This window comes from Imhoffiella purpurea (genome assembly GCF_000585215.1).
Taxonomy (GTDB): Bacteria; Pseudomonadota; Gammaproteobacteria; order Chromatiales; family Chromatiaceae; genus Imhoffiella; species Imhoffiella purpurea.
Genome location: NZ_AONC01000040.1, coordinates 110,822 through 135,502, shown reverse-complemented (window position 1 = coordinate 135,502; position 24,681 = coordinate 110,822). Strand labels below are relative to the sequence as shown.

Below are 24,681 nucleotides of genomic sequence, written 5' to 3'. Positions count from 1 at the left end.
CCCAATGAAAGTGCGAGCTGACGATGTCCTCGATGCGAGTCCTGAAGACCGAATTGCGCCGCTGGCTCGGATCCGCACGGGTGAGAACCGGGCGGGTCGCCGCCTTCGCGGGCCGGTACTACCGTGGCCTGAGCTATCTCTGGAACCTGCTCGTCTGGTCCCGGATCTCGGCGGGCCGGGTCGGCCTGCTCCCGGTCGAGCTGCCGCTGGAGGTGCTCCGGCACAAGGGCGTGACCGCCAGACCGCCGCATCTCGAGGTCGCCGGATCCGCGGATGCTGACACCTTCTCGCGCGGCTTCGCGGAAGTCTATGCGATCCTCTTTGCGAATCTGCAGTCGGAGGATCTACTGTCCTCCTATCGGCACGCGATCCCGGGTCCGGCCTTTCGCGGCGTCTATCTCTGGGACTCCGCCTTCATCGCCCAGATCTGGAAGTGCTGGGATCCGCAGGCCGCCCGCGAGCTGCTGCTGTCCGTGATCGAGCTGAGGGACGGCGACCGGCTGCAGCATGTCGTCACCGAGTTCTCGCAATCGCGCTATACCCAGCCGCCGCTCGTGGCCTGGTCCGCCATGGAGGTCGCCCGGACGCTCGACCGGGCCGACGCCCGCGCCTTCATCGACGAGATCTACGGACCGCTCGCGGCCTACCAGCGCTGGCTCGACGCCCACCGCCGTCTCGACAACGGCCTCTATTTCTGGGCCCACCCCTACGAGTCCGGGGTCGAGAACGCGCCACGCTTCAGCAACACCGACGAGAGCGTGCTGCGCAATACGCGCGCGATGGCGGCCCCCGACCTCTGCAGCTATGTGATCCTCCAGCTCGACGCCTTGAGCGAGATGGCGCGTCGGCTCGATCGTCCGGCCGAGGCGGAGGACTTCGCCATTTCGGCCGAGACGCTCCGCGAGCGCATGAACGCGCTGCTCTGGAGCGAGCGCGACGGGCTCTACTACGACCTGGACGGCGCCGGGGTGCATGTCCCGGTGTCGACCATCGCCTCGCTGCTTCCGCTCTGGGCCGGCGTTCCCGACCCGAATCGGGCCCGACGCATGGTGGCCCGCATCATGGACCCGGCTCACTACGGAACGCCCATGCCACTGCCGTCGGTCGACCGCTCCGCGCACGCCTTCGAGAAGGATATGTGGCGCGGCCCGGTCTGGATCAACACCGCCTACGGGGTCGTCCAGGGGCTGTTGCGCTACGGGCACGACCGCGAGGCCGGCGAGTTGAGCTACCGTCTGTGCCGTGGGGTCTATCAGGTCTTCCGCGAGGAGCGGCAGATCTACGAATTCTACGATCCGGACAGCTTCCACACCCGCGATCTGCGCCGCAAGCGGGGGAACTGGTGGAAGGCATTCACGCTCGGACGCGGGCCGCAGCGCGATTTCGTCGGCTGGTCCGGGCTGGTGAACACGCTCTTCCTCGAATTGCTACTGGGGCTGGCTCCGACCCCTTCGGGTCCGTCCATCTGCCCTCGCCTGCCGCCCGAATGCGCCGGCATGCGTTTCTCCGTCGAGCTTCCGTGGGGCGGCGGACGTCTGAGTCTGGACTGCGAGCCTGGAGATGGATTCTCGGGTTCGTGGGACGGCCCGGCAGGATCGATCCCCTTCCGCACCAACTTCGCCGAACGCATCCATTTGGGGAGCTAGGAGTCCAGGACCATGCGCTATTGCGACCTCACACTGGCCTACACCGAAACCAGCGGTGGCATCAAGACCTACATCGACCAGAAGCGCCGCTACATCGCCGACCATCGAGAGGACGAGCACATCCTCATCGTCCCCGGCGAGGAGGACCGCACGACTCGGGACAGGCGTCTCACCAAGATCGAGATCGAGAGTCCGCTCATTCCGGGCTGCGAGCCCTACCGCTTCTTCTGGCGGCCGGACCGGATTCGGCGGATCCTCGAAGAGACGGCCCCGGACGTGATCGAGCTCGGGAGCTATTTCCTCTCGCCCTTGGCGGCCTTCCGCTATCGCGACGAGCGACGTGACGCGGGGGGCGCCTGTCTCGTCTCGGCCTATTTCCACACCGACGTGGCGCACGCCTATGTCGGCGCCCCCGCGCGCAAATTCCTCGGCGAGGGCATTGAGGGCGTCAGCGAGACCCTCGCCTCTTGGGGTCACACCCTGAGCGAGATCCTGGAAGACGGCGCCGAATCGGCATTCGGTCATATGTTCCGCAAATGCGACCTGACACTGGCCGCGACCGAGGCCCAGGCGGCGAGAATCGCCGAATACGGCGTCACGGGCACCGAGATCGTCCCGCTCGGCGTGGATCTGAGCCGCTTCTCGCCCGAGCGCCGCTCGCCCGCCTTCCGCGAGCGGCTAGGGGTCGGCGAGGACGAGATCCTGCTCGTCTACTCCGGCCGCCTGGATACCGAGAAGTCCGTCACCCTGCTCGTCGACGCCTTCGAGCGGCTCCCGCAGGAACCGCGCTTCCATCTGGCGATGATGGGCGAGGGTCCGCTGCGGCCTGAGCTGGAACATCGCGCCGCCAGTCTCGAACGCTGTAGCGTCCTACCCTACGAAAAGGACAAGGATGCCTACGCCTCGGCCCTGGCCTCGGCGGACATCTATGTCACGGCTGGACCTCACGAGACCTTCGGTCTCTCCGTGGTCGAGGCCGAGGCCTCCGGGCTTCCGGTGGTGGGAGTCGACGCAGGAGCGCTGCGCGAGCGCATCCGGCCCGAATGGGGCCGGCTCGGTCCGGTCGGAGACGCCTCGGCCATGGCGGAGAACATCCTGGAGATCGCCCCGCGTCGCGAGACCATGGGCGCGGCGGCACGCCAGCACGTGTTCGACGCGGACTACGGCTGGGACGGCAGTTTCGGCAAACTCTTCGCCATCTATGCGTCGGCGCTGGAGAAGGCGCGCAGCTGACCGCAAAACGCCAAGGGCATCTGCATGCCCTTGGCGCCCTCTTCAGCCGTTCGCGAGTCTATCCCTTTCGCTCGAACGGAATCGGTCGCGACCGGTCGACGTGAGATCAATTCCCTCGCACCATCGCCGTATCCTTGGACGGGGCATCGAGACACTCCTCCGGCGCATCGATCGAGGTGGCGTTCGGGAACATATCCAGCCAGCTGATACGGAACCCGTATCCGTTCACCGTGACCGGCGTCTGCGGACAGTCGCGCGTCACGCGGCTCGCCACGGACTGGAGGTCGGCCGAGTCGAACTTGAAATAGGGCGGCAGAAATCCGGCATCCTCGTTACGGAAGATCAGCGTATCCGTCGAGTCGGTATAGACGGTCTCGATCCGGTATTGCACGTCTCGGCCGTCTCCGGTCACGCCCGTGATCTGAACGTCCCAGGAATCGGGCCCCCAGCGCAGCCAGAGGAAGACGAGAATGACGGCAGCAACGGCTGCGACACCATAGGTCACTTGTTTCTTCATGGTTCCGGTATTCATGGGTTGGTCACTCCTGAATCGATTGAAGTCATATGGTCTGCGGCGAGGCTCGTCTCGAATCGCAATCGCCGCAGCGCTTCAGTCGAAATGGATTGAGCAATACACGGGCCAACCCACCAAATCAGATCTATCGCATTGTATTAAATAAGATTAACCGGGCCGACAGACGCAAGGACGCCGATCGAGGACCGGGGCATATGACCCGCTCGCCGGAGACGGCTGTGGTCGCAATACCCCAATCCCCGGTGCCTCGACGGCGGAGCCCATCGGCGGACGTAGGGGCGGTCAGCGACTCATGGCCCGACCGGTTCCGGCCTCAGGTCGAAGAAACGCCGCAGATCCAGGATCGGAAATGGCTCGCCCCCCGTCTCGAAGCAGGAACAGCAGACCGGCTGCCAGCGCATCTCCGACTCGGGAAGGTCGCAGGCCCAGGCATCGTCGACATCGATCCGCTTGGGCGGAGCCGCCAGCGCCAGGGCGCCGAATCGAGGCGCCGGATCCTCGCCCCGAAAGGCGACGACCCCGACGCAGGACAAGGGGCGCTGTCGAGGCTGACCCCGAAGCCAGACCGAGAGATCGAAGAGCGGCAGGAGTCCGTGCTCCCAGGCCAGGATATGCCGGCAATAGTCCGGACAGAATGGAACCTCGTGCATATCGGGGGCATGCATGAGCTGGATCAGATTGCCCTGGCCGATGACGGCCCGCACTCCCGCGTCGATTTCGAGCTGCCACCCGCTGGCTCGGCTCATGGCGCTCCCCTCTCTGTGCGGGATGCGTCCGGCGAGAGACCTCCCAATGCCTGAATATGACGGGCCAAGGCCATGGCGTCGGTATAGCAGTAGAGCGCGTCTCTGGAGAGCGCGACCGATCCGATCGGCGAATCCGGGTATCGCATGCAGTCCGGAAGAGGAATGAGATCGAGCTCGCGCTCATCCATCATGCTGATTTCTTCGCACAAGAGACCGAAGAGTCCATCCGGCCCGCCCATCACCGCGATCATCCGAGGAGACCTGGGGGGCTCGGCGACGAGCCGCAGGTCGCCCGAGAGCGCGAAGGCGGGCCAGAGATCGTCGAACGCCCGAATCCAGCCGACGCCTCGTTCCGGAGGCCGATCCTCGACCAGATCCCCGGCCGACTCGACGCTCTTCAGATCCCGCGATGGCGCCACGAGACGCGTGCCGGAGACGCGCATCAGGCCCTGGGCCTCGACGGCGTCCGTGGCCATCCGGGCGGTATAGATGGAACCGCTCATGCCCGCCTGCCGATCAGCGTGTCGACCTGTTCGATCAGCTGCTCCGGTTTGAAGGGTTTGACCATATAGAGATCGACCCCCTTCGCCAGCGCCTGCTGTCGATGGCGATCGGTCGACCTGGAGGTGATCATGACGATGGGCAGATGCTCGAACCCGGAATTGGCCCGGATATGGGCGGCGAACTCCAGACCGTTCATGCGCGGCATCTCCAGGTCGGTGATGACGATGTCCGGGGTCAGCGCCTCGAGCATGGAGGATGCCTCGAGACCGTCGATCGCCGCATGCACCTCGTACCCCACGTCCTTGAAGAGCTGCGCCGTGGTGCGGCGCGCCGAGATCGAATCGTCGACGACGAGGACCTTGGGCAGCGCCTTCGGGACCCTGATCTGGGGAGACCCCGTCCCAGCCCCTTCGGCCCGCCGCGCGGACCTGTCTCCGCCCCGAGCCTGCTGGCCGGCCGAGACCCTCAGCAGATCGGGAAGGTCGACGACCGGGGCGACGCTGCCGTCACCCAGGATGGTCGCACCGATCACGCCGTCGATCTTGCCGACATAGACGCCCAGTTTCTTCACCACCAGATTGCGGCTCTCCAGCACCTCGTCGACCAGAACCGAGGTGTGGGCGCCATTGAACATGCGCACCCGGAGCAGCGGATATCCGCCCCGTTCGACATTGCTCTCCACGCCCTCGAGATCGAGAAGATCCTCCAGACGCACGACGTCCTGCAGCCGATCGTCGTACTGGAAGGCGAGACCGCCGCCGACCCGGCGCAGCTGATCGAGCGTGATGAAATGGATCTCCTCCACGCCGCGCGTGGCCAGTGCGACGCTCTTGCCCCGAACCCTGGCGAGCAGGACCTGGGCCGAGAGCAGCGTCGTCGGCAGACGGATCTCGACCGTCAGCCCCCGGCCCTGCTCGGTGCGCAGATTCATGGACCCCTTGAGCTGCTGGACCATGGCGTCGACCGCGTCCAGCCCGATTCCCCGGCCCGAAACGTGCGTCGCCTCGTCCCGCGTCGAGAATCCAGACGTGAGGGCCAGCCGGATGAGCTGATCCTGCTGCAGCGCGTCGCTGGCCTTGATCAGTCCCTTGCGCAGCGCGGCCTGGCGGATCTGGTCCAGGTCGAGACCACGGCCGTCGTCGCGGCAGGTCATGATGATGGAGTCGCCCTCGCGCTTGAAGGCGACCTGGATGAGACCGAAGGGCTCCTTGCCGACGGCAGTGCGCTCCTCCGGCGGCTCGATGCCGTGGTCGACGGCATTGCGCAGCAGATGCATGAGCCCGTCGACCAGTTCGTTGAGGATGTTGCCGTCGACCAGGGTGTCGGCACCCTGCAGGGCCAGATGCACCTCCTTGTCGAGCAGGCGGCAGGCCTGACGCACCGCGCGTTGCAGGCGCGAGACCACCGTGGTCACCGGCACCATGCGCGCGCGCATGACCGCGTTCTGACTCTCGATCTGCAGACGCGACTGTATCTCCACCAGCCCCTTGAGGACGGTGAGATGCTCTTGCGTGCCCTGCCCCATCTCGCTCGAATCGGTGACGACCTCGACCAGACGCCGGGTCACGGTGTGCAGTTCGCCGTACTGGTCGAGTTCGAGGGCATCGAATCCGGTGTCGACCGCCTCCTGCGTGCGCGGCAGATCGACACCGCGCAGATCGACCAGATCGACCAGATCGTCGATCAGCTGTCGGAGCAATTGATTCTGCTGGCCGACCTCGATCACCTGCTGGGTCGCCAGACGCAGCCGGTTCTGGATCTGGGCGGTCGAGGTCATGGTCTCGCCGACCAGCCTCAGCTGCTCGTCCACCAGGCTGGTCGGAACCCGCAGCATATGGACCGCCCCATCCGGGCGTGCCGCATGGTGATCCGACGCGGAGTCCAGTGTCTCGTGACGACCGACCAGCGCCTGATGCGGCGGTGCCTCGGCCGCGTCGGCCGAGGCCACGCCGGCCACCCCGACCCCTTGCAAATCGATGCGATTGGCCCAGTTGAGCACGTCCTGAAGGACGTCGACGGCATCCGCCGGGGGCTCTCCGCCCTCGACCAGGACCTCGCTCATGGCCTCCAGGCAGTCGGCCGCATAGCCGAGGGTCTGAGCCAGTCCCATGTTCGGCAGCAGATCCGCCTCGCCGAGGGCGATGAGCAGATCCTCGAGATGATGCGCCAGATTGGCGATTCCCTTGACGCCCACCGTGTTGGCGGCACCCTTGAGCGTATGCGCCGCGCGCTTGGCGGTGTCGATGTCGGACGCCCCGCCCTGGCCGGCGACGATCCGCTGCACCGACTCGGTGAAGGTCGCGGTCTGGATGGGAAGCTCGGTCAGCAGCCCCTCGAGGAGCTCGGGGTTCAAGTCGTCGGGCAACACCAGGGAGACCGCATCCGACTCGGCCACCACGGGGCGGGCATCGTCCGGGTCCGGCACGGTGGCGGCCACCTCCACCCCGTTCAGATAATCGGCCATGGAGCCGAGCCCGGGATAGGCGGAGGCGTCGCCGCCGAGATCGTAGAGGATGTCGGTCAGTCCGACCGCCCGCTCGGGCGCCTGGGGATCGGCGAAATAGCCCCGCAGCGACTCGGGTAGCGCGGCGAGCGTCGCCAGATGCTCCATGGTCAGGGTCCCGGACCGCACAAGCCGCCCGCCCTGCTCCTGGATCCAGTTCAGCAGCCGGGTCAGTCCCGTCAGACCGATGGCCTCGGCTCCGGCCGCGAGGTGTGACAGCTCGTCCTGCAGCCCGGTCCAGGACGCCTGCTGCCTGTCGGCGTCGCCGTCCGCGGCGGCGAGGGCCGCGAGCGCCTCTTCCACGGCGGCATAGTTGCTCTCCAACTCGGTCGCGGCGAAGGCCAGCATCTCGGGCGAGGTGCTCTGCGGCGGGAATGCGGCCAGGATCTCCGCATCCGGACCATCGACACCGGATTCCGCCGCGGCGGCGTGGGTATCCGCTGCCGGGACAGGAGAGACGTCTTCGGGCCGAACGGAGACGGTCTCTTCGCCCGGCTCCGCTTCCGTCTCGGTGGCGACGGATGCCGGCGGGCAGAGCGAGGCACGCAGCAGGGCCAGTTCCTCGTCCGCCAGGCCGACCCGCCAATGCGGATGTCTCAGATATTGGACCAGGGACTCGGCTCCCTCGCCGGGCGCGGACAGATAATCCATCAGCAGCAGAGGGAACTGGGCCAGAAGATTCGCCGTCGTCTCCTCGTCCGCCTCCTGTCCTTCGATCTGCGAGAGCCGGTCGATCAGTATCGCGCAGACGTCGATGAGGCCGGTCGCCTCCATCGCGGCCGCGACATCCAGTACGGCCCCGAGCCCATCCATGAAGCCCTGCGTGCGTTCCGCAACGGTCGCGTCTTCGGCGGCAAGCACCTGAATCAAGGCGTCGGCGCACTCGAGGGCCTGGAGCTGGAGCGATTCCTCCGGTGTGGAAGCCGCATCCATGTCCGCATCTCCTGCGCCCGGCTCCACCTCGCCGGTCGTATCGGCGATGGATTCGGAGTCGGGATCCTGTTCGTAAGCCTTCGGCCGCCGATGCTCGGCGGTCGCTTCGTGCTGAGCACCCATGTCTATTCCCGCTGCGGTGATGGATACCGATGTATCGAGACGGCGGCGGCTGCGGTCATCCGACCGCGGCCACCGTCAGCCGCTCAAGCGGGCAGCTTGAACACGCGGACCGTCGCGAGCAGATTCCTGGCGTAGTCCACCAGGTTGTCGGTGTACTCCGTTTGCTCCTCCAGCCGGCGGCTGGTCTGCTCCGTGCTCTTGCGGATCTCGGAGGCACGTTCCAGCAGCAGGTTGCTGACCTTGGCCTGCTCCTGAGAGGAGGTCGCGATCTGCTGAACCAGCCTCACGAGCTCGGCCGTACTGCTCTGAGTCGTCTGCATCTGCTCACCGGCCTGCTCTGCCATCCGGCTGCCGGCGACGACCTGGGCGATAGCCGAGCTCATACTGTTGACGGTATCCGCGGTCTCGACCTGAATACTGTTGACCAGGGTCGCGATCTGGGCCGTGGCCTGGCGGGCACTCTCGGCCAGCCGCTGCACCTCGTCGGCGACCACCGCGAAGCCGCGCCCCGCCTCGCCGGCGGAGGCGGCGTGCATGGAGGCGTTCAGCGCCAGGATGTGGGTACGCTCGGCGATGGTGTTGATCAGATTGACGACGCCGCTGATCTCCTGCGAGCGCTCGCCCAGACGTTTGATCCGCTTTTCCGTCTCGCGAATGATGTCGCGGGTACTGTTGATACCGCCCACCGTGTCCGTCACCGCGTCGAGCGCCTGGCGGGTCGTGTTGATCGCCTTGTCGGCCGCCGCGTTGCAGACATTGGCCAGTTCGGCGATCTGGTTCATGGTGGAGGCCGCGGTCGCCAGCGAGTCGGCGGTGTGCTCGACCTCTTGGCGCTCGACCTGAGCCACGCTCATGAGGGTGTCCGCCTGCTCCTTGACCTTGAGCGAGGCGGCCGTCACGTCGGCCGAGATGTCGGAGACATCGGTCAGCACCTTGCCGGTCTCGTTGGTCAGGGCGTTCAGCGCGTCGGCCAGAGCGCCCGTGACGTCCTCCGTGACCGGCACCTTGACGGTGAGGTCTCTCTGCGAGAGCTGCGCCACCGCTTGCAGCAGGGCGAGCACCGAGGCGTTCAGCTGATCGTTCTCGCGCTGGATGGCGGCCTGGGTCGCCACGCGCTCGTCCATCATGCGGTCGAATGCCGTGGCCAGAACGCCGACCTCGTCTTTGGTGGTCAGACGGGCACGCGCCTCGTCGTCGCCTTCGGAAAGGGCCCGCACGACCCCACGCAGATGCTCGAGCGGCTTCAGGCGGCTGGTGATCGCCAACCAGAGCAGCGCGCCCAGCAAAACGGCGGCGACGATGCCGGCGACGATCAGAAACCGCTGCAGCTGATCGCCGACCGCGGTGATCTCGGAGCGCGTGGTACCGCCGGCGACGACCCAGCCCCAGGGAGCGGAGCGCTCGAAGGCCACGAACTTGTCGTCGGGCCGACCCTCACTGTCGTACCAGGTATAGGAGTAGAGGCCGGAGCGCTTCTCGATCAGCGGCATCAGGGTTCCGGTCTGACCGAGACCGTCCTTGATGTCCTGGATCTTCTGCCCCTGCAGTTCGGGGTGAACGACCATGGTTCCGCGGCCCTCCGCCGAGGAGTCGTCCACCACGTAGGCGTAGCCGTTCTCGCCGAACCGGGTGTTTGCGACGGTTTCGAACAGCGTCTCCATAGTTTTGGTCAGATCCACGCCCGCGAAGAGCGCGCCCGCTACCTGACCGTCGGCCCCGAGGACCGGGGTATAGGTACCCATGACGTTGGTGCCGAACAGCGTGTTGCGGCCGGTGAAGGGCTTGCCGTTCATCAGATTGATATAGGCAGGGCTGTCCTTGTCCAGCAGGGTACCGATCGGGCGCTGGCCGTCCACACCGCGAACCGAGGTCGTGACGCGCACCAGGTCGTCGCCGCTGCGGGCGAAGATGGTCGCGAGCGCATCGGTCAGATCCGAGAACTGGTCGACCACCTCGAGGTTGCCGTTGGCGATCGTGTCACCGACCCTGACGATTGGAGCGCTCACTTCTCCCACCCGCATGGTCTGCTGCGAATCGATGACCAGCTGCTCGCCGATATCCTTTTCCAGGATCGCCGAGTAGCTCACGGAGGTCTCTTTGGACAGCTCGTAGGTGATGTCGAGCGTTCGGAGCAGACCGTTCACCTCGGCCTTGAAGTCGCGTTCGGCCGCGGTGGTCATGGCGTCACTGGTATAGCGGCCGGCGAATACGACCAGTGTGGCGAGGATGACCAACGCCAGCAGGGTTGCGATGAGGGTGATTTGGAAGGCGAGTTTTTGGTCCGAAAACCGAAATCCGCGCTTGTCGGACTCTTGGCGATTCATGTCGGTCGGCTCCAGATACGGGAAAGAGGCACCGGGTTGTGGAAAAGGACGGTCTTGAACGCACTCTTAGGGTGATGCGTCCATGCCGGGATCGGTGAAGGAGGAAAAGAATGCCCGGTGGTCGAGTTCCAGCCAGAGCGTGTCGCCCTCCAGATATCCGGCGGACACGGCTCGCTGCAGCGGATCCGGCAGGGAGGGAAGCTGGGTCACGGGCCTGAGATCGCGCAGCCGTTTGGGATACTCGGCGACGACCAGACCCACGGCACGTTCTCCCGCATCCAATACCAGGATCCAGCCCCCCGGCTGGTCCTCGGGACTCGGCAAGCCGCACATCATGGACAGATCGAAGACCGGCACCAGCTGGCTGCGCACATTGATCATCCCGCACAGCCACGAGGGCCCATTCGGAATGGCGACGATGGGCGTCATGGGGATCAGCTCGGTCAGGGTCCGGGGCTGAACCATGAGCCCCAGAGAGCTGATACGAAAGCCGTAGCGATCGTCCGCCTGCTGTGCATCGGCCCTCGCGAGCAGGACATTGCCGAGCGGCTGGAAGCGATTCAATGCCTCCGAGGGCGGCATCCAATCGGTGACCCGCGCCGGATCGGGCGCGGACGAGGACGCCGCCATCTCCCCGGAGACGGAGAGCTCCTGGGTCGTCATGTCAGGCTCAAACGTGGGCCTTGAGCTGATCGATCACCTGCTCCGGATCGATGGGCTTGACGACATGTCCCTTGGCACCCTGCATCTGTCCCCAGACCTTGTCGACCTTCTGCCCCTTGCTGGTCACGAACACGACCGGAATGCCCTTGGTCAGCGGATCCTCGGACAGGAGCCGGCAGGCCTCGTAACCGTCCATGCCGGGCATGATGATGTCGAGAAAGATGATGGAAGGCTTCTCCGCCTTCGCCTTCTCGATCGCCTCCTTGCCGTCCGACGCGGTCAGCACGATGCAGCCCGCATCGCTCAGAATGCCCTTGATGTTGATGAGATCGGTAGCTGAATCGTCGACGACCAGTGCTTTGGTAACCATGACAAGAGTGCCTCGAAGAGTGATGTGGGATGAGTATCGGTGGGAAAGGATTCGGGGAGCATCGGGGTGCCCTCGACGGATCGGATCATGAATCTGCGCTGGCTACGTCATACTGCAGGTATTTCCTCAAGACGGTATTGAACTTCTGATTCTCGACCGGTTTGGTGAGATAGGTGTCGCAACCGGCCAGGGATCCCCGAACGCGGTCGAACGCGGAGGACTTGCTCGTCAGCATGATTACGGGCACGTCGCGGTGCGTGGCATCCTTCTTGATCGCACGGCAGATCTGGTAGCCATCCACATCTCCGGGCAGAACGACGTCGAGAAAGATCAGGTCGAAGCGACGGCGCCCGATGAGCGCCATGGCGATCTCGCCCGTTTCGGCGGTCGCCGTCTCGATTCCGTGAATCTTGAGCGACAGCTCGATCTGCTTGCGAATGGTCGGACTGTCGTCGACGATGAGGGCGGAATAGCTGCTGCGATGCTCGGCGCTGTCGATCGCCGCGAGGAATCGCTCGCTGCCCGGATTCGCCGAATCGGTAGCCGATTCGCCGATCACGAGTTCGGGGAAATAGGCCAGATCCTTGGTGACCAGCAGGTCCAGTGCATTGAGCAGGCGCGAAGCGATGATCGGGCGGCCGATCCGGCCCTCCTCCGATCCACTCGTATCCCTCGGCGAAACGATGAGGGCCGGGACCGGTCTCCTGGCGCGTGCCTGGCTGAGGGCGGCCATGGATTGCTCGTCCGTACCGTCGACGATCCACAGATCCGCGTGCACGGCGTGCCCGTCTTCGAGGACATAGGCCCTGGGACGGTTTCTGGAGAGCACGCACAGACTTCCGACGACACGGCGCTCTGAGGCTGTCAGGCCGAGCAGGGCGATTGAAAATGCTCCGTTCTTATGCTGCATGAACGATCCTCGCGACATTCCATTATTTGACTGACAGCCGTGCGGACATTACAGGATCGCTACGGAGCGAAACGCCTAACAGATCACAGATCGAGCAATCCGTTATCCACAGAGCATGTCTGCCGTCCCGATCCATGTGCCCTGGAACAGAGGATGGCGGCTGCGTCAATCGATCCAGGCGCCGAGGGTAGAACTGCTGCCCGACGGCTATACTGCGCATCCGCCCAGCATGCTGGACACCAAACCTGGGAGCCCGACATGATCGAGATCGAATACATCGTCAAAGACAGCAAGGGAGTGGAGCGCTTGCGCACGACCGAGAAGAAGGAGGCGGACGCCTACGACCGCATTCTGGACAACGCCGAACGGCTGGCGGAACTGCTGCGCTCGGATCAGGTGCTGCCGACTCTTCCGGAAACCGACCTGGAGGAACTCACCATCTATCTCGCGCGGAACGCGCGTGATATCGAACGCATTCTCAAGGGCAAACCGGTGGAACGCGAGACCTCTGGCTCGACCGGGGAGAGTGACAAGGTGACCCCGATCAAGACGACCGGATGAGCGAGGATCCCGGAAGATCGCGCCATACCTGGAAACCCGCGCGAGGCTTGGGTGGGGGCCGATATGGCACATGGCGGACCCATGCAACTTTTCCACAATAGGCGTGAACTCATCTGTGGATAAGCTGTGTCGGTCGACCGCAACCGACTGTCAAGCATGGTCGAGTCTTCGATCGGTCGATAATCGACCAGCCTGAAGCCCTCGAGCCGGTTCCGTCGGCGCACCCCATCTCGACCGAAAGCGGGCCGCTCACGTCGACCTTTGGCGCGACCACCAGCTCGCCAGCAGGGATCCGGACAGGTTGTGCCAGATGGAGAAGATGGCGCCCGGCAGGGCCGAGGCGGCGGAGAAGTACTTGATGGCCAGCGCGACCGCCAATCCCGAGTTCTGCATCCCGACCTCGATGGCGATGGTCCGGGCACGCTGCTCGTCGCGCCAGATCAGACGCGCCAGACCGTAGCCGGCCGTGAGACCGACCGCATTGTGCAGGACGACGGCGAGCGCGACGGCCAATCCGACTTCGGCCAGATTCTGGCGGTTGAGCGCCACGATGATGGCGACGATCAGGACGATGGCCCACATGGAGATCATGGGAAAGAGCCGTTCGACCGGCGCGATGCGGGATCCGATCCAGCGGCGCACCAGCAGGCCCGCCGCGACCGGGAGCAGGATGATCTCGGCGATCGACCAGAGCATGTCCAAGGCCGGAACGGGCACCCGTTCCCCGACATAGAGCCAGGTCAGCATGGGCGTCAGGAGCACGGCCGCCAGGGTCGAAACGGTGGTGAGGGCGATCGAGAGCGCGACGTCGCCGCGGGCGAGATAGCAGATGACGTTCGAAGCCGTCCCGCCCGGGCTGGCCCCGAGCAGCACGAAACCGACCAGCAGGGCGGGCGGGAAACCGAATGCGAGCCCGATCCCCAGCCCCGCCAAGGGCATGATGCCGTACTGCAGCGCCAGCCCCAGCAGGATGGTGCTGGGCTGGCGCGCGACCCGGACGAAATCCCGCGGATCCAGGGTCACGCCCATGCCGAACATCACCAGCCCCAGCAGCGGCACGATGGCCGGCTTCGCCCCGGCGAGCCACTCGGGGAACAGATAGGCGCAGGCCACGCCGAGCAGCGCCCAGAGCGGAAAGAGGCCGGTGATGCGGCTCATGATCGGGTTCGGCTAGCGGATCATGCCGCGGCGGCCAATGCCTGATCCAGGTCGGCGATGATGTCGTCCACGTGCTCGATGCCGATGGAGAGACGGATCAGATCCTCCGAGACGCCGGCCCGTGCGAGTTCCTCCGGCGACAGCTGACGGTGGGTCGTGGTCGCCGGATGGCAGGCGAGCGTCTTGGCGTCGCCGATGTTGACCAGACGCAGGGTGAGCTGCAGCGCGTCGATGAACTTGGCCCCGGCCTCGCGCCCACCCTTGATGCCGAAGGACAGGATGGAGCTCGCCTTGCCGCCGTCCATGTATTTCTGGATCAGCGGATAGTCCGGGTTGCTCGGAAGACCAGCGTAACGCACCCATTCCACGCCCGGATGCGCATCGAGGAAGTTGGCGACGGCGAGCGCATTCTCGCAGTGGCGGTCCATGCGCACATGCAGCGTCTCGATGCCCTGCAAGATCAGGAAGCTGTTGAAGGGCGAGATGGCCGCGCCCATGTTGCGCAGCGGCACGACCCGGGCGCGCCCGATGAAGGCCGCCGGACCCAGCGCCTCGGTGTAGACCACCCCGTGATAGGAAACGTCCGGCTCGTTGAGCATGGGGAAGCGGTCGGCATGCTCGGCCCAGGGGAACTTGCCGGAATCGACCAGCATGCCGCCGATGGTGGTGCCGTGTCCGGCCAGATATTTGGTCAGGGCATGCACCACGATATCGCCGCCGTGCTCGAACGGACGACACAGATAGGGACTGGGAACCGTATTGTCGACGATGACGGGCACGCCGTGGGCGTGGGCCATGTCGGCGATCGCCTGGATGTCCGCCACGTTGCCGGCCGGATTGCCGATCGACTCGCAGAAGACCGCCTTGGTCTTGGCGTCGATCTGAGACTCCATACCGGCGATGTCGTTGGGCGCGGCGAAGCGCACCTGGATGCCGAGCCGAGGCAGGGTGTGGGCGAAAAGGTTGTAGCTTCCGCCGTAGAGCGTGGAGACCGCCACGATGTTGTCGCCGGCCTGAGCCAGGGTGAAGACGGCATAGGTGATGGCGGACATGCCGGACGCCACGGCCAGGGCACCCACGCCGCCCTCCAATGCGGCGACGCGCTGTTCGAGCACGTCGGTGGTCGGATTCATGATGCGGGTGTAGATATTGCCCGGAACCTTGAGGTCGAAGAGGTCGGCACCGTGCTGGGTGTCGTCGAAGGTATAGCTGGTGGTCTGGAAGATCGGCGTCGCCGCCGCCCTGGTGGTCGGATCCGGGGCGAATCCGGCATGGATGGCCAGGGTTTCGAGTTTCATGGTCGTGCTCCTCTTCGGTGGTCGTTCGTCGTCGTGCCCCATCGCGTGCGTCAGCCTGAACCCAGGCCCATCGCCAGCGAATCGCCGGATCTTAGCCAGTGACACCCCGACTGTCGATCAGGCCCGGTCGAGCCCCGGACTATTCTTAAGGGTGTCAGGACCCACACCAATGAAGGCCCATCGCCATCCGGAGGATTCGAGTCATGATCGAGATCAGGCATCGTGAAACGGGAGAGATACTGGAATCCATCGAAGCGGCGACGCTCGCCGGGGCAGATCTGCGCGACATGCGTCTGAACGGAGCGGATCTGAGCGGACGGGATCTGAGCGGAGCCAATCTCGGCTCGAGCGATCTGGTCGGCGCCTGCCTGGCCGAGGCGTGTCTCGCCGACGCCAATCTGGTCGGGGCGAATCTCGCGGACGCTGATCTGCGCTCGGCCGATCTGACGCACGCCCGGCTCGGATCGGATCAGCCGTCGCGAGCGGCCATGCTCAACGGCGCGGATCTCTCCGATGCCCGGCTCGACGGCGCCGACCTGCGCGGCGCCGAGATCCGCTATGCCAAGCTGACGTCGGCCAACCTGAGCCACGCGGACATGCGCGGGACCGACTTCCACGGCAGCGATCTCTCGCACGTGGTCGCCATCAAGGCGCTGCTCATCCGGGCCAACCTGCGCGAATCGAACCTCTGCTGCGCCGATCTGCGCGAGGCTCATCTGAACGACGCCAACCTGTTCCGGGCCAGCATGCACGAGGCCGATCTGACAAGTCTGACGAAGGACGGCTTCACCGTCATCAATCTGGCCAACCTGGAAGGGGCCGATCTGCGCGGCGCCAGGATGCGGAGCATCTCGGCCCAGGACACCAACTTCCGTCATGCCGATCTGACCGATGTGGATCTGACCGATGCCATCCTCGGCGGCGCCATTCTGCATCGCGCCGACGTCACCAACGCGGATTTCTCCGGGGTCGAGCTGGCGAGCGTCACGCTGGAATTCGCCAACATCTCCAAGGCCCGGAACGCGGTCGTTCCTTCCTACAAGCAGAATCTGCGCTGACCGCGCCGAGCCGGCGGGAAGACCCGCTTCCGATCCGAAGCGGGTCGAGACGCCCACATCAGACCAGTCAGTCGAGCGACTGGTAGTAGTCGATGAGGATCTGGGCGACCTCGGGACGGGAGAACTCGGGCGGCGGGGCGATGCCCTGCCCCAGCATCTCGCGCACCCGGGTCCCGGACAGGAGGACGAAGTCCTCCTTGGTGTGGTCCGGCGCCTCGCACATCATGACGACACGGTCGAGCTTCTTGGAATAGGCCGTGTGATCGGCGCGGAAGATCTCGATCTGCAGCGCGCCTTCCGGCACCTCTTCCTCGAAGATGGTCTGGGCGTCGAAGGCGCCATAGTAGTCGCCCACACCGGCATGGTCGCGGCCGATGATGAAATGGGTCGCACCCATGTTCTGGCGGAAATAGGCGTGCAGGACCGCCTCGCGCGGACCGGCGTAGAGCATGTCGAAGCCGTAGCCGGTCACCATGGCGCTGTTGGGCGGGAAATAGAGCTCGACCATCTTGCGGATGGCCGCGTCGCGCACCGGTGCCGGGATATCGCCCGGCTTGAGCTTGCCCAGCAGCATGTGGATGACCAGGCCGTCGCAGTCGAGACGGTCCATGGCCATGTGGCAGAGCTCCTCGTGCGCGAGGTGCATGGGATTGCGGGTCTGAAAGGCGACGATCCGCTTCCAGCCGCGCTCGGCGATCTCGTTGCGGATCTCGACCGCCGTGCGGAAGGTATCCGGAAAGTCGCTTTGGAAATAGGAGAAGTGCAAAACCTGGATGGGTCCGGAAACGGCGTAGCGGCCCTGCGCGTTGAAGGTCGCGACGCCCGGATGCTCAGGATCGAGTGTGCGATAGACCTTCTCGGTCATCAGGGCCATCTGGTCGTCGCCGATCTCCTCGATCGCCTCGACGTCCATGACGGCAAGCACCGGATTCCCTTCCATATTGGGGTCGTGCAAGGCGATCCTGCCGGCGCCGCGGATGGACTCGACATCCTCGAGCAGACAGAGAATCGGAACCGGAAAGAAACGACCGTCCGTGGTCCGCATGCCCTCGGCGACGCTCAGGGCATCCGCCAGATTCATGAATCCGGACAGCGGACTGAAATAGCCGCCGGCCATCATGACCGCGTTGCCGGCCGCCTGGGAACTGATCGTGACCTGCGGCAGACCCTCGGCCTCGCGCGTGAGGGCATGGTGCTGATCCGGGTCGTAGACGAACAGGGGTTTCAGGACATCGGAGCCCACTGGATTGATCATCGCTTGTCTCTCCTCAAGGGCCATGCGAGTAATGGTCATACGAGCGATTTCTAACCATGCCGGAGAGCGGCCCCTTGGCCCCCGGCAGCCATGTATCGGATAGACCTTATCACGGCAGTGGTTTCCGCTCCCCAAGTTTGTCCTTATGTATCCAATAGTATTATCGAGGTCTAATGATCGAGGCCGGCGCGTGAATGCAAGCGCGCCAGGATGGGTTAGACTTGGGTCCGGCCGAGTTGCGCGGCACGGAGCCACCCTGCTCCGAATCGATGTCGCGCCACCTGAGAAGCCTGACGCAACCATCAGAATCTCAAAGCGAAAATATCCAAGCCATGCCCTATTTCGTCTACAAGATCTCCCCCCCACGTCAGCTCGAACATCTGGACACCAAGGAGCGTTATCAGGACGCACGCGAGATCGTGCGCGGCCGGCGTCAGAACGAGCCACGAGAGAGCGGAATCGAATACAGACTGATCTTCGCCAAGCAGCAGGGAGAGGCCGAGCGTCTCCTCTCCATCCCGCGCGACGAGCGGGTGATCGGAGAGGACTGACTCAGCGCACGGTCATGACGATGCTGGCGGGCTGCTCGGCGCGATAGTACTGGAGCACCTTGCGGACGTAGCTCTGCGTCTCTGCATAGGGAGGAATCTTACGGCCGTACTTCATGACCGCGCCCTCGCCGGCGTTGTAGCCCGCGACCGCCAACTGCAGATCGTGGTCGAAGAGATCCAGTAGATAGCGCAGATAGGCGGCCCCACCGCGTATGTTCTCGACCGGATCGAAGCTGTCGGAAACCCCGTAGCGCGCGGCGGTGGCCGGCATCAGCTGCATGATCCCCTGAGCGCCCGCAGAGGAGACGGCCGATGAGTTGTAGGCCGATTCGGCACGGATGACGGCATGCAGAAGCGCCGGCGGCAGACGGTAGCGACGCGCGTTCGCCTGAACCAGGTGCTCGACGTTCTTGCGACGCTTCTGCATCGACTTGCTGGTATACGCCTTTCCCCGAGAATATCCGCCGCGACTCAGATTCGCGTATTTCCGCTTGCTCTCGCGAACCAGTTTCTTGGCTTCCCGGTGCCACTCGAGCTTGTATCGGTTGCCTTTCAGGGGCGTGTCCGTGAAATAGACATTGCCCGAGCCGTCCACGTATTTGAAGACGTCGGCCGCCGCAAGGCCCGGCGGTAAGGCAACCGCAGCCCCGACCATCAATATCGCTCCTATCGCCCCACGCATCGCTCAACCCCCGTGATCAGCGAATGTGACCATCATAGTCTATTCCGCGTCCGCATGAAGCCCAACCCGACGCAAGCAATCACGGACGAAAAATCCGACAAAAATCACAATTATCAAGACACTTCGCGCCGCATTACGTAATCTATCCACATCATGAGGCTAACCGTTACCGAAAGATGACTTATGATTGCTACTTCATGTAACACTTTAAGTTTTATTGAGAAATGAGATCAGGTTCGATTTCAATTGATTTCTCTCTCCCGATCTTTATAATTTCAGCCTTGAAATCGTTTAACGTCCAGAATGTACCGGGGGGAACATGAACCGACGTTATTTCCTTGGCGCAGTCCTATCCGCGGCATCGGCCCCAACGCTCGCACGGACGGCCATCGAGAGGCCGCGGGTGCTGTCTTTCTATCATTTGCACACCGATGACCGTATCGACGTCATCTACCGCATCGGCGACCGCTATCAAAAATCGGCCCTGCAACGACTGAACTATTTCTTCCGCGACTTCCGCACCGGCGACGTGATCGGCATGGATCCGCGTCTGCTCGATCTGCTCTACGACCTCAAGGTCGCGCTCGGCGATCCGGACGCCCGGTATCACGTACTGAGCGCCTACCGCTCTCCCGAAACCAATACCATGCTGCGCCGCAGATCGCGCGGGGTCGCCAAGAACAGCCTTCACCTCAAGGGCAAGGCCATGGACATCCGCTTTCCGGACCTGTCCACGCGCTACCTCCGCGATACCGCGATCGAACTCAGCCGCGGCGGCGTCGGTTACTATCCGCGCTCCAACTTCGTGCATGTGGACACCGGCGCGGTCCGCCAGTGGCGGGCCTAGGATCCAACTCGACCTCTCGCGTCCGGTCTCGAACCTGTGTCACCGATCGGGGACGAACGGAACCGCGAGTGTCAGTCGGCGCATTTTCCCGTAACGGCCAGATGAGCCAGGGCGGACGAGGATCCGCCGTCCGGTAGGTTAAGCGGATCCAGCCAAGCCCTCAACTGATCTGAGTCAAGGAAGACGGACGCCTGGCAGCATCAGCCGACCACGCGGAAGCTTGCTGTCAGGTCGGGCAGGTCCACCTCGTTCAGGGCGATGCGCAGGCGCTGATTCAGCGCGACAGGATCTCGGAATCGGACCCGCGTTTCCAGCGCCAGTCGAGGGATCAGCAATACCGCCTTCCGGTCCTCGATTCCGACCACCACGCCCTCGCCCTTCCAGCCGGGATTGTCGCGCAGATAGACCAGCTTCCAATGCTGGTTGGAGAGCCGCTCGCCGCGCCGCACCACGACCGAGGCCGCATCCGCCTCGGCCACCCGCTCCAGCACCTGTGCCGCATCGAGCGGATCCCGCCCGGCAAGCGTCGCCCGGATCTGCTGATGGACCAGGAGATCCGAATAGCGCCGCAGGGGACTGGTGGCACGGGTATAGACCGGCAGCCCCAACCCCGAATGCGGCTCGGGTTCCAGGAGGAGGCGCGAGGGCTTGAAGCAACGACGTCGCGCAAACATGCTCGCCAGATCCTCGGCCTCGCCCGTTCCGTCCGGCGGGGCCTGGGTCGCGAACGGAATGGAGATGTCGCGCGCCATGCAATAGCGCGCTGCCGCCTCCCCCGCCATCAGCATGGCGTCGGTCACCAGCTCGCGGCTGCGCAGGCGCGGCAACGGCCGGATCACGACCTCGCCATCCAGGACGCGGACGCTGACCTCGGGCAGCGCCAGACCGCTCGCGCCATTGGCCGTTCGACGCGCGCGAAAGCGGTCGGTCAGCGCCAGCATCTCGGCGAAGGGAGAGCGATCGAGCATGCCATCGACCGCGTCGTAGCTCAGACGCTCGACCCGCACCCAGGAGGGCACGACCTCGAACTCCAGGAGCTCGCCCCGATCGTCGCAGCGCAAACCGAACGACAAGGCCGGAGAGACCGGTTGCAGCCCCAGGCCCAGCCGTTCGGTGACGGCGCCCGGCAGCATGTTGACGACGCGCTCGGGAAGATAGAGATTGGCACCGCGCGCGCGCGCCTCGCGCTCCAGATCGCCGTGCGGCTCCACCAGGGCCGCGACGTCGGCGACATGCACCCAGAGCCGATCGCCGTCGAGGCTCAGGGCATCGTCCGGATCCTGGTTGCCCTCGTCGTCGATGGCATAGGACTGGAGATGGGTCAGATCGACCCGCTCGACCTCGTCCTCCAGATCCGCGACCGGGAGTTCCAGCCCCTCGAGCAGGGCGCCGCAGCGCAGCGGATGCGGATTGTGATTTCGCGTCCAGTAGCCGACCCGAACCAGCGCGCGATGGGCGTTCTCCGGGCTGGACTGATGCCCCAGCGCCTCCAGGATCCGGCTGTGCTCGATCTGCCCCAGCGCCAGCCGCTCCACCTCCTGCAAGCGTTTGGCGTCCTCGTCAGCCGGCCTGGCCGCCTCCATGCGTTCGAGAAATGCCTTCCAGTCGGCCTCGGACGCCTGTTTGGCGGCGCGCTCGGCCTGCTCCCGCTCCACCACCTCGCGCGAGCGCACCTGGATCGACGAGGGCGTGCCGACGAAGGCCAGCCCCTCGGCGACGCGCTGCCAGACCGCCCAGGCCGTCGAGGGCGTGAAATCGTCGAAGGCCAGCTCGGCCAGATCGCGAAGCGTCGTCTCGCTGCCCTCGAGCAGCTCCCAGGCATCGGTCAGCTCGCCCTCCTGCGGCACCAGATCCCCAAGGCTGCGCAGCGGCCCCGGATGCAGCAGCTCGACATCCTTGGTGCGTACCCGCTTGCTCTGACCGGCGTCGAGCTCGATCTCGATCTTGTCGCCGACACTGGTGACGCGGGCCGGCCGGCTTTTGTACAAAACCAGGCTGTCGACCGGTGGATTGGCTTGATGTATCGCCAAGGTGCTGTTATCTCCGTGTTGGCAGCCGGGCACGAATGCGATCGCCCCGAATGCGAGGACCAATAGATTGCGTATCATCCCGTTTCAGGGCCATCCCCCGAGCCGTTCTCCGGCCATATCCGTATCGAGGTCCCATCCACATGATGAATCAATGGCAAGCCTTTCTCGCCGAGCAGACCAGAGAGGCCGAACAGCGGCCCGCTAGCGACTGCCAGCTGTTCGACCTGTCGCACCTCGGGCTGATCTCCGCCCGGGGAGCCGATGCCGACACCTTTCTTCAAGGCCAGCTCACCAACGATGTCCGCGAGCTGTCGCCGACCCGCAGCCAGCTGAGCGCGCATTGCAGCCACAAGGGCCGCGTCATGGCTGTCTTCAGGCTGATCCGGCGCGAGGACGGCATCTATCTGCAGACCGCCGCCGACCGTGTCGCCGAAATCCTCAAGCGCCTCGGGATGTACGTCCTGCGCAGCAAGGTGACCCTCGCCGACGTCGGTGACGAATGCCTGCGCATGGGTCTCGCCGGCGAGGAGGCGCCCCGACGGCTCTCCGATCTGGGCATGACCGTCCCCGAGCGGAACGACGAGGTCGCGAGCGCCGACGGCCTGACCCTTATCCGCCTCCCCGGCCCCATCCCCAGATTCGAGATCCTGGGCGCGTTCGACCGGCTGCGGCCGCTCTGGGAGCGCCTGACTGCGCATGCCGGGGTCGCCGACGCGGACCGCTGGCGACTGCTCGACATCCAGGCCGGCCTGCCCAGCGTCTACGCCCAGTCGACCGAGACCTTCGTTCCCCAGATGCTCAATCTGCATCTCATCGACGGCGTCAGCTTCAACAAAGGCTGCTATACGGGCCAGGAGGTCGTCGCCCGCATGCAGTTCCTCGGCAAACTCAAGCGCCGCATGTATCTGGCCGAGGCGGATCTGGAGACCAGGCCCGCTCCGGGCGAGCATCTCTTCAGCTCGGACAGCACCTCGCAGCAGAGCAGCGGCTGGATCGTGGATGCCGCGCCCCTGTCCGAGGGGCGTTTCGCCATTCTAGCGGTCGCCGAGATCGCCGCCGCCGAGGGCGGCGCGGTGCGGCTCGGCGAGGAGGGACCCACCCTGGATCTGCAGCCCCCGCCCTACGGTTTCGCGGACTAGACCCCGCCCACGGAAAGGTGCGGCCGAAGCCGCACCTGCGTCCAGGCTCCCCTAGACCTCGGGCCGCATGTGCGGGAACAGGAGAACGTCGCGGATCGAGGCCGAATCGGTGAAGAGCATTACCAGCCGATCGATGCCGATGCCCTCGCCCGCCGTCGGCGGCATGCCGTGTTCCAGGGCGCGGATATAGTCGGCGTCGAAATACATGGCCTCCTGATCCCCGGCCTCCTTCTCGGCCACCTGCTGACGGAAGCGCTCGGCCTGATCCTCGGCGTCGTTGAGCTCGGAGAATCCGTTGGCGATCTCGCGCCCGCCGACGAAGAACTCGAAGCGGTCGGTGACGAAGGGATTTTCGTCGTTGCGCCGCGCCAAAGGTGAGACCTCGGTCGGATACTGGGTGATGAAGGTCGGATCCATGAGGCGGCCCTCGACGGTCAGCTCGAAGATCTCGATCTGGACCTTGCCCAGGCCCCAGCTCGGCTTGAGCTTGATGCCGAGACGCTCGGCCGCCTGCCTGGCCCGCTCCAGATCGTCGACGTCGTCGGCCGTCAGATCCGGATTGAAGTGCAGGATGGAGTCGCGCACGCTCATGCGGGCGAAGGGCTTGCCGAAGTCGTAGGTCTCGCCCTGATACTGGATCTCCGTGCGGCCCAGGATCCGCTGGGCCATGCGTCGCAGCATGTCCTCGGTCAGGTCCATGAGATCGCGATAGTCCGCATAGGCCTCGTAGAACTCCAGCATGGTGAATTCGGGGTTGTGGCGCGTCGACAGCCCCTCGTTGCGGAAGTTGCGGTTGATCTCGTAGACCCGCTCGAACCCGCCGACCACCAGACGCTTGAGGAAGAGCTCCGGGGCGATGCGCAGGAACAGCTCCATGTCCAGCGCATTGTGATGGGTGACGAAGGGACGCGCCACGGCGCCTCCCGGGATCACCTGCATCATGGGAGTCTCGACCTCCAGATAGCCGCGGCCGTTCAGATAGTCGCGGATGAACTGAACGATGGACGTGCGCACACGGAAGGTCTCGCGCGTGCCGGCGTTCATGATGAGATCCAGATAGCGCTGGCGGTAGCGGCTCTCCATGTCGGTGAGCCCGTGGAACTTCTCCGGCAGCGGACGCAGCGCCTTGGTCAGCAGCCGGATGGCGTCGCAGCGGACGGACAGCTCGCCCGTCTTGGTCTTGAAGAGCACGCCCTCGGCGCCGACGATGTCGCCGAGATCCAGATCGCGCTTGAAGGAGGCATAGGCATCCTGGCCGATCTGATCGCGCTGGACGAAGAGCTGGATACGCCCCGACATGTCCTGGATGTGGGCGAAGCTCGCCTTGCCCATTACCCGGCGCGTCATGAGACGCCCGGCGATTCGGACCCTCAGCCCCTGGCTCTCCAGCGCCTCTGCGTCCGTCTCGCCATAGTCGGCGTGCAGCTCGCCGGCGACCGCGTCGCGACGGAAGTCGTTCGGGAAGGCCACGCCCAGCTCGCGCAGCTGGGCGAGCTTCTCGCGCCGTTGCGCGATCAGCTTGTTGTCGTCCTGCGCATCGGCCGCGGATCGATCCGCAGCCGAGTTCACCGTGTCTTGTGCCTCTTGATTCATGGGCATCGATTCTCCAGGG

At 64.9% G+C, this 24,681-nt stretch carries 21 protein-coding genes; 7 read left to right on the top strand and 14 right to left on the bottom strand.

Annotation, left to right across the window (positions count from 1 at the left end; translation table 11 throughout):
* Window positions 1–32: 32 nt before the first annotated feature.
* Together D779_RS13655 and D779_RS13650 are read left to right on the top strand one after the other, a co-directional pair.
* Entirely contained in the window at window positions 33–1,646 is a 1,614-nt protein-coding gene (locus D779_RS13655; RefSeq protein ID WP_157726404.1) for an amylo-alpha-1,6-glucosidase, read from the top strand.
* 12 nt (window positions 1,647–1,658) lie between these two features.
* Window positions 1,659–2,879 carry a glycosyltransferase gene (locus tag D779_RS13650; RefSeq protein WP_043754908.1) on the top strand — a complete coding sequence of 407 codons (1,221 nt, stop codon included), beginning with the start codon at window positions 1,659–1,661 and terminating at the stop codon, window positions 2,877–2,879.
* Between the two features lie 106 nt (window positions 2,880–2,985).
* On the opposite strand, the gene D779_RS13645 is transcribed toward D779_RS13650, so the two are convergent.
* The 8 genes from D779_RS13645 to D779_RS21200 form a co-directional block, all read right to left on the bottom strand.
* Entirely contained in the window at window positions 2,986–3,411 is a 426-nt protein-coding gene (locus D779_RS13645; protein WP_232424185.1) for a DUF1523 family protein, read from the bottom strand.
* Window positions 3,412–3,704: 293 nt separating this feature from the next.
* A complete protein-coding gene (locus tag D779_RS13640) occupies window positions 3,705–4,160 on the bottom strand; it encodes a hypothetical protein (protein ID WP_043754905.1) in 456 nt (151 codons plus the stop codon).
* Entirely contained in the window at window positions 4,157–4,663 is a 507-nt protein-coding gene (locus tag D779_RS13635; RefSeq protein WP_043754903.1) for a hypothetical protein, read from the bottom strand. Before D779_RS13635 ends, D779_RS13640 begins: the two co-directional genes overlap by 4 nt.
* Window positions 4,660–8,223, bottom strand: coding sequence for a hybrid sensor histidine kinase/response regulator (locus D779_RS13630; protein WP_043754901.1), 3,564 nt, complete (start codon window positions 8,221–8,223; stop codon window positions 4,660–4,662). Before D779_RS13630 ends, D779_RS13635 begins: the two co-directional genes overlap by 4 nt.
* Window positions 8,224–8,306: 83 nt before the next feature.
* Complete coding sequence (locus D779_RS21205) at window positions 8,307–10,547, bottom strand: methyl-accepting chemotaxis protein (protein WP_052348132.1); 2,241 nt, start codon at window positions 10,545–10,547, stop codon at window positions 8,307–8,309.
* 66 nt (window positions 10,548–10,613) lie between these two features.
* Complete coding sequence (locus D779_RS13620) at window positions 10,614–11,210, bottom strand: chemotaxis protein CheW (RefSeq protein ID WP_043754899.1); 597 nt, start codon at window positions 11,208–11,210, stop codon at window positions 10,614–10,616.
* A 7-nt stretch (window positions 11,211–11,217) separates the two neighbouring features.
* The gene (locus D779_RS13615) at window positions 11,218–11,580 is read right to left on the bottom strand and encodes a response regulator (RefSeq protein ID WP_043754896.1); all 363 of its coding nucleotides are present in this window, start codon (window positions 11,578–11,580) and stop codon (window positions 11,218–11,220) included.
* An 85-nt stretch (window positions 11,581–11,665) separates the two neighbouring features.
* Window positions 11,666–12,409 carry a response regulator gene (locus D779_RS21200; protein WP_232424184.1) on the bottom strand — a complete coding sequence of 248 codons (744 nt, stop codon included), beginning with the start codon at window positions 12,407–12,409 and terminating at the stop codon, window positions 11,666–11,668.
* Window positions 12,410–12,748: 339 nt separating this feature from the next.
* On the opposite strand from D779_RS21200, the gene D779_RS13605 reads away from it, so the two are divergent.
* A complete protein-coding gene (locus D779_RS13605; RefSeq protein ID WP_043754893.1) occupies window positions 12,749–13,051 on the top strand; it encodes a YebG family protein in 303 nt (100 codons plus the stop codon).
* Between the two features lie 249 nt (window positions 13,052–13,300).
* Here D779_RS13605 and D779_RS13600 read toward each other — a convergent pair whose 3' ends face one another.
* Together D779_RS13600 and D779_RS13595 are read right to left on the bottom strand one after the other, a co-directional pair.
* Window positions 13,301–14,209 carry a bile acid:sodium symporter family protein gene (locus tag D779_RS13600; RefSeq protein ID WP_043754890.1) on the bottom strand — a complete coding sequence of 303 codons (909 nt, stop codon included), beginning with the start codon at window positions 14,207–14,209 and terminating at the stop codon, window positions 13,301–13,303.
* 20 nt (window positions 14,210–14,229) lie between these two features.
* Window positions 14,230–15,507, bottom strand: coding sequence for a bifunctional O-acetylhomoserine aminocarboxypropyltransferase/cysteine synthase (locus tag D779_RS13595; RefSeq protein WP_043755070.1), 1,278 nt, complete (start codon window positions 15,505–15,507; stop codon window positions 14,230–14,232).
* A 203-nt stretch (window positions 15,508–15,710) separates the two neighbouring features.
* On the opposite strand from D779_RS13595, the gene D779_RS13590 reads away from it, so the two are divergent.
* The gene (locus D779_RS13590; protein WP_043754889.1) at window positions 15,711–16,565 is read left to right on the top strand and encodes a pentapeptide repeat-containing protein; all 855 of its coding nucleotides are present in this window, start codon (window positions 15,711–15,713) and stop codon (window positions 16,563–16,565) included.
* A gap of 67 nt (window positions 16,566–16,632) precedes the next feature.
* On the opposite strand, the gene sat is transcribed toward D779_RS13590, so the two are convergent.
* Window positions 16,633–17,820: a sulfate adenylyltransferase gene (gene sat / locus D779_RS13585; protein ID WP_043754886.1), complete on the bottom strand. Its 1,188-nt coding sequence runs from the start codon at window positions 17,818–17,820 to the stop codon at window positions 16,633–16,635.
* A 332-nt stretch (window positions 17,821–18,152) separates the two neighbouring features.
* Between sat and D779_RS13580 the strand changes: the two genes are divergently transcribed.
* Window positions 18,153–18,371 carry a hypothetical protein gene (locus D779_RS13580; protein ID WP_043754883.1) on the top strand — a complete coding sequence of 73 codons (219 nt, stop codon included), beginning with the start codon at window positions 18,153–18,155 and terminating at the stop codon, window positions 18,369–18,371.
* Between the two features lies 1 nt (window position 18,372).
* On the opposite strand, the gene D779_RS13575 is transcribed toward D779_RS13580, so the two are convergent.
* Complete coding sequence (locus D779_RS13575) at window positions 18,373–19,026, bottom strand: lytic transglycosylase domain-containing protein (protein ID WP_232424183.1); 654 nt, start codon at window positions 19,024–19,026, stop codon at window positions 18,373–18,375.
* Window positions 19,027–19,372: 346 nt separating this feature from the next.
* Between D779_RS13575 and D779_RS13570 the strand changes: the two genes are divergently transcribed.
* Complete coding sequence (locus D779_RS13570; RefSeq protein WP_043754877.1) at window positions 19,373–19,900, top strand: YcbK family protein; 528 nt, start codon at window positions 19,373–19,375, stop codon at window positions 19,898–19,900.
* 200 nt (window positions 19,901–20,100) lie between these two features.
* Here D779_RS13570 and D779_RS13565 read toward each other — a convergent pair whose 3' ends face one another.
* On the bottom strand, window positions 20,101–21,930 hold the full coding sequence (locus D779_RS13565) for an RNB domain-containing ribonuclease (protein WP_043755066.1): 1,830 nt from the start codon (window positions 21,928–21,930) through the stop codon (window positions 20,101–20,103).
* A gap of 140 nt (window positions 21,931–22,070) precedes the next feature.
* Here D779_RS13565 and ygfZ point away from each other — a divergent pair, with 140 nt between their 5' ends.
* Window positions 22,071–23,069, top strand: a complete 999-nt coding sequence (ygfZ, locus tag D779_RS13560; protein WP_043754875.1) for a CAF17-like 4Fe-4S cluster assembly/insertion protein YgfZ — start codon at window positions 22,071–22,073, stop codon at window positions 23,067–23,069.
* A gap of 51 nt (window positions 23,070–23,120) precedes the next feature.
* On the opposite strand, the gene lysS is transcribed toward ygfZ, so the two are convergent.
* Window positions 23,121–24,662: a lysine--tRNA ligase gene (gene lysS, locus D779_RS13555; protein ID WP_043754871.1), complete on the bottom strand. Its 1,542-nt coding sequence runs from the start codon at window positions 24,660–24,662 to the stop codon at window positions 23,121–23,123.
* Window positions 24,663–24,681 lie beyond the last annotated feature (19 nt).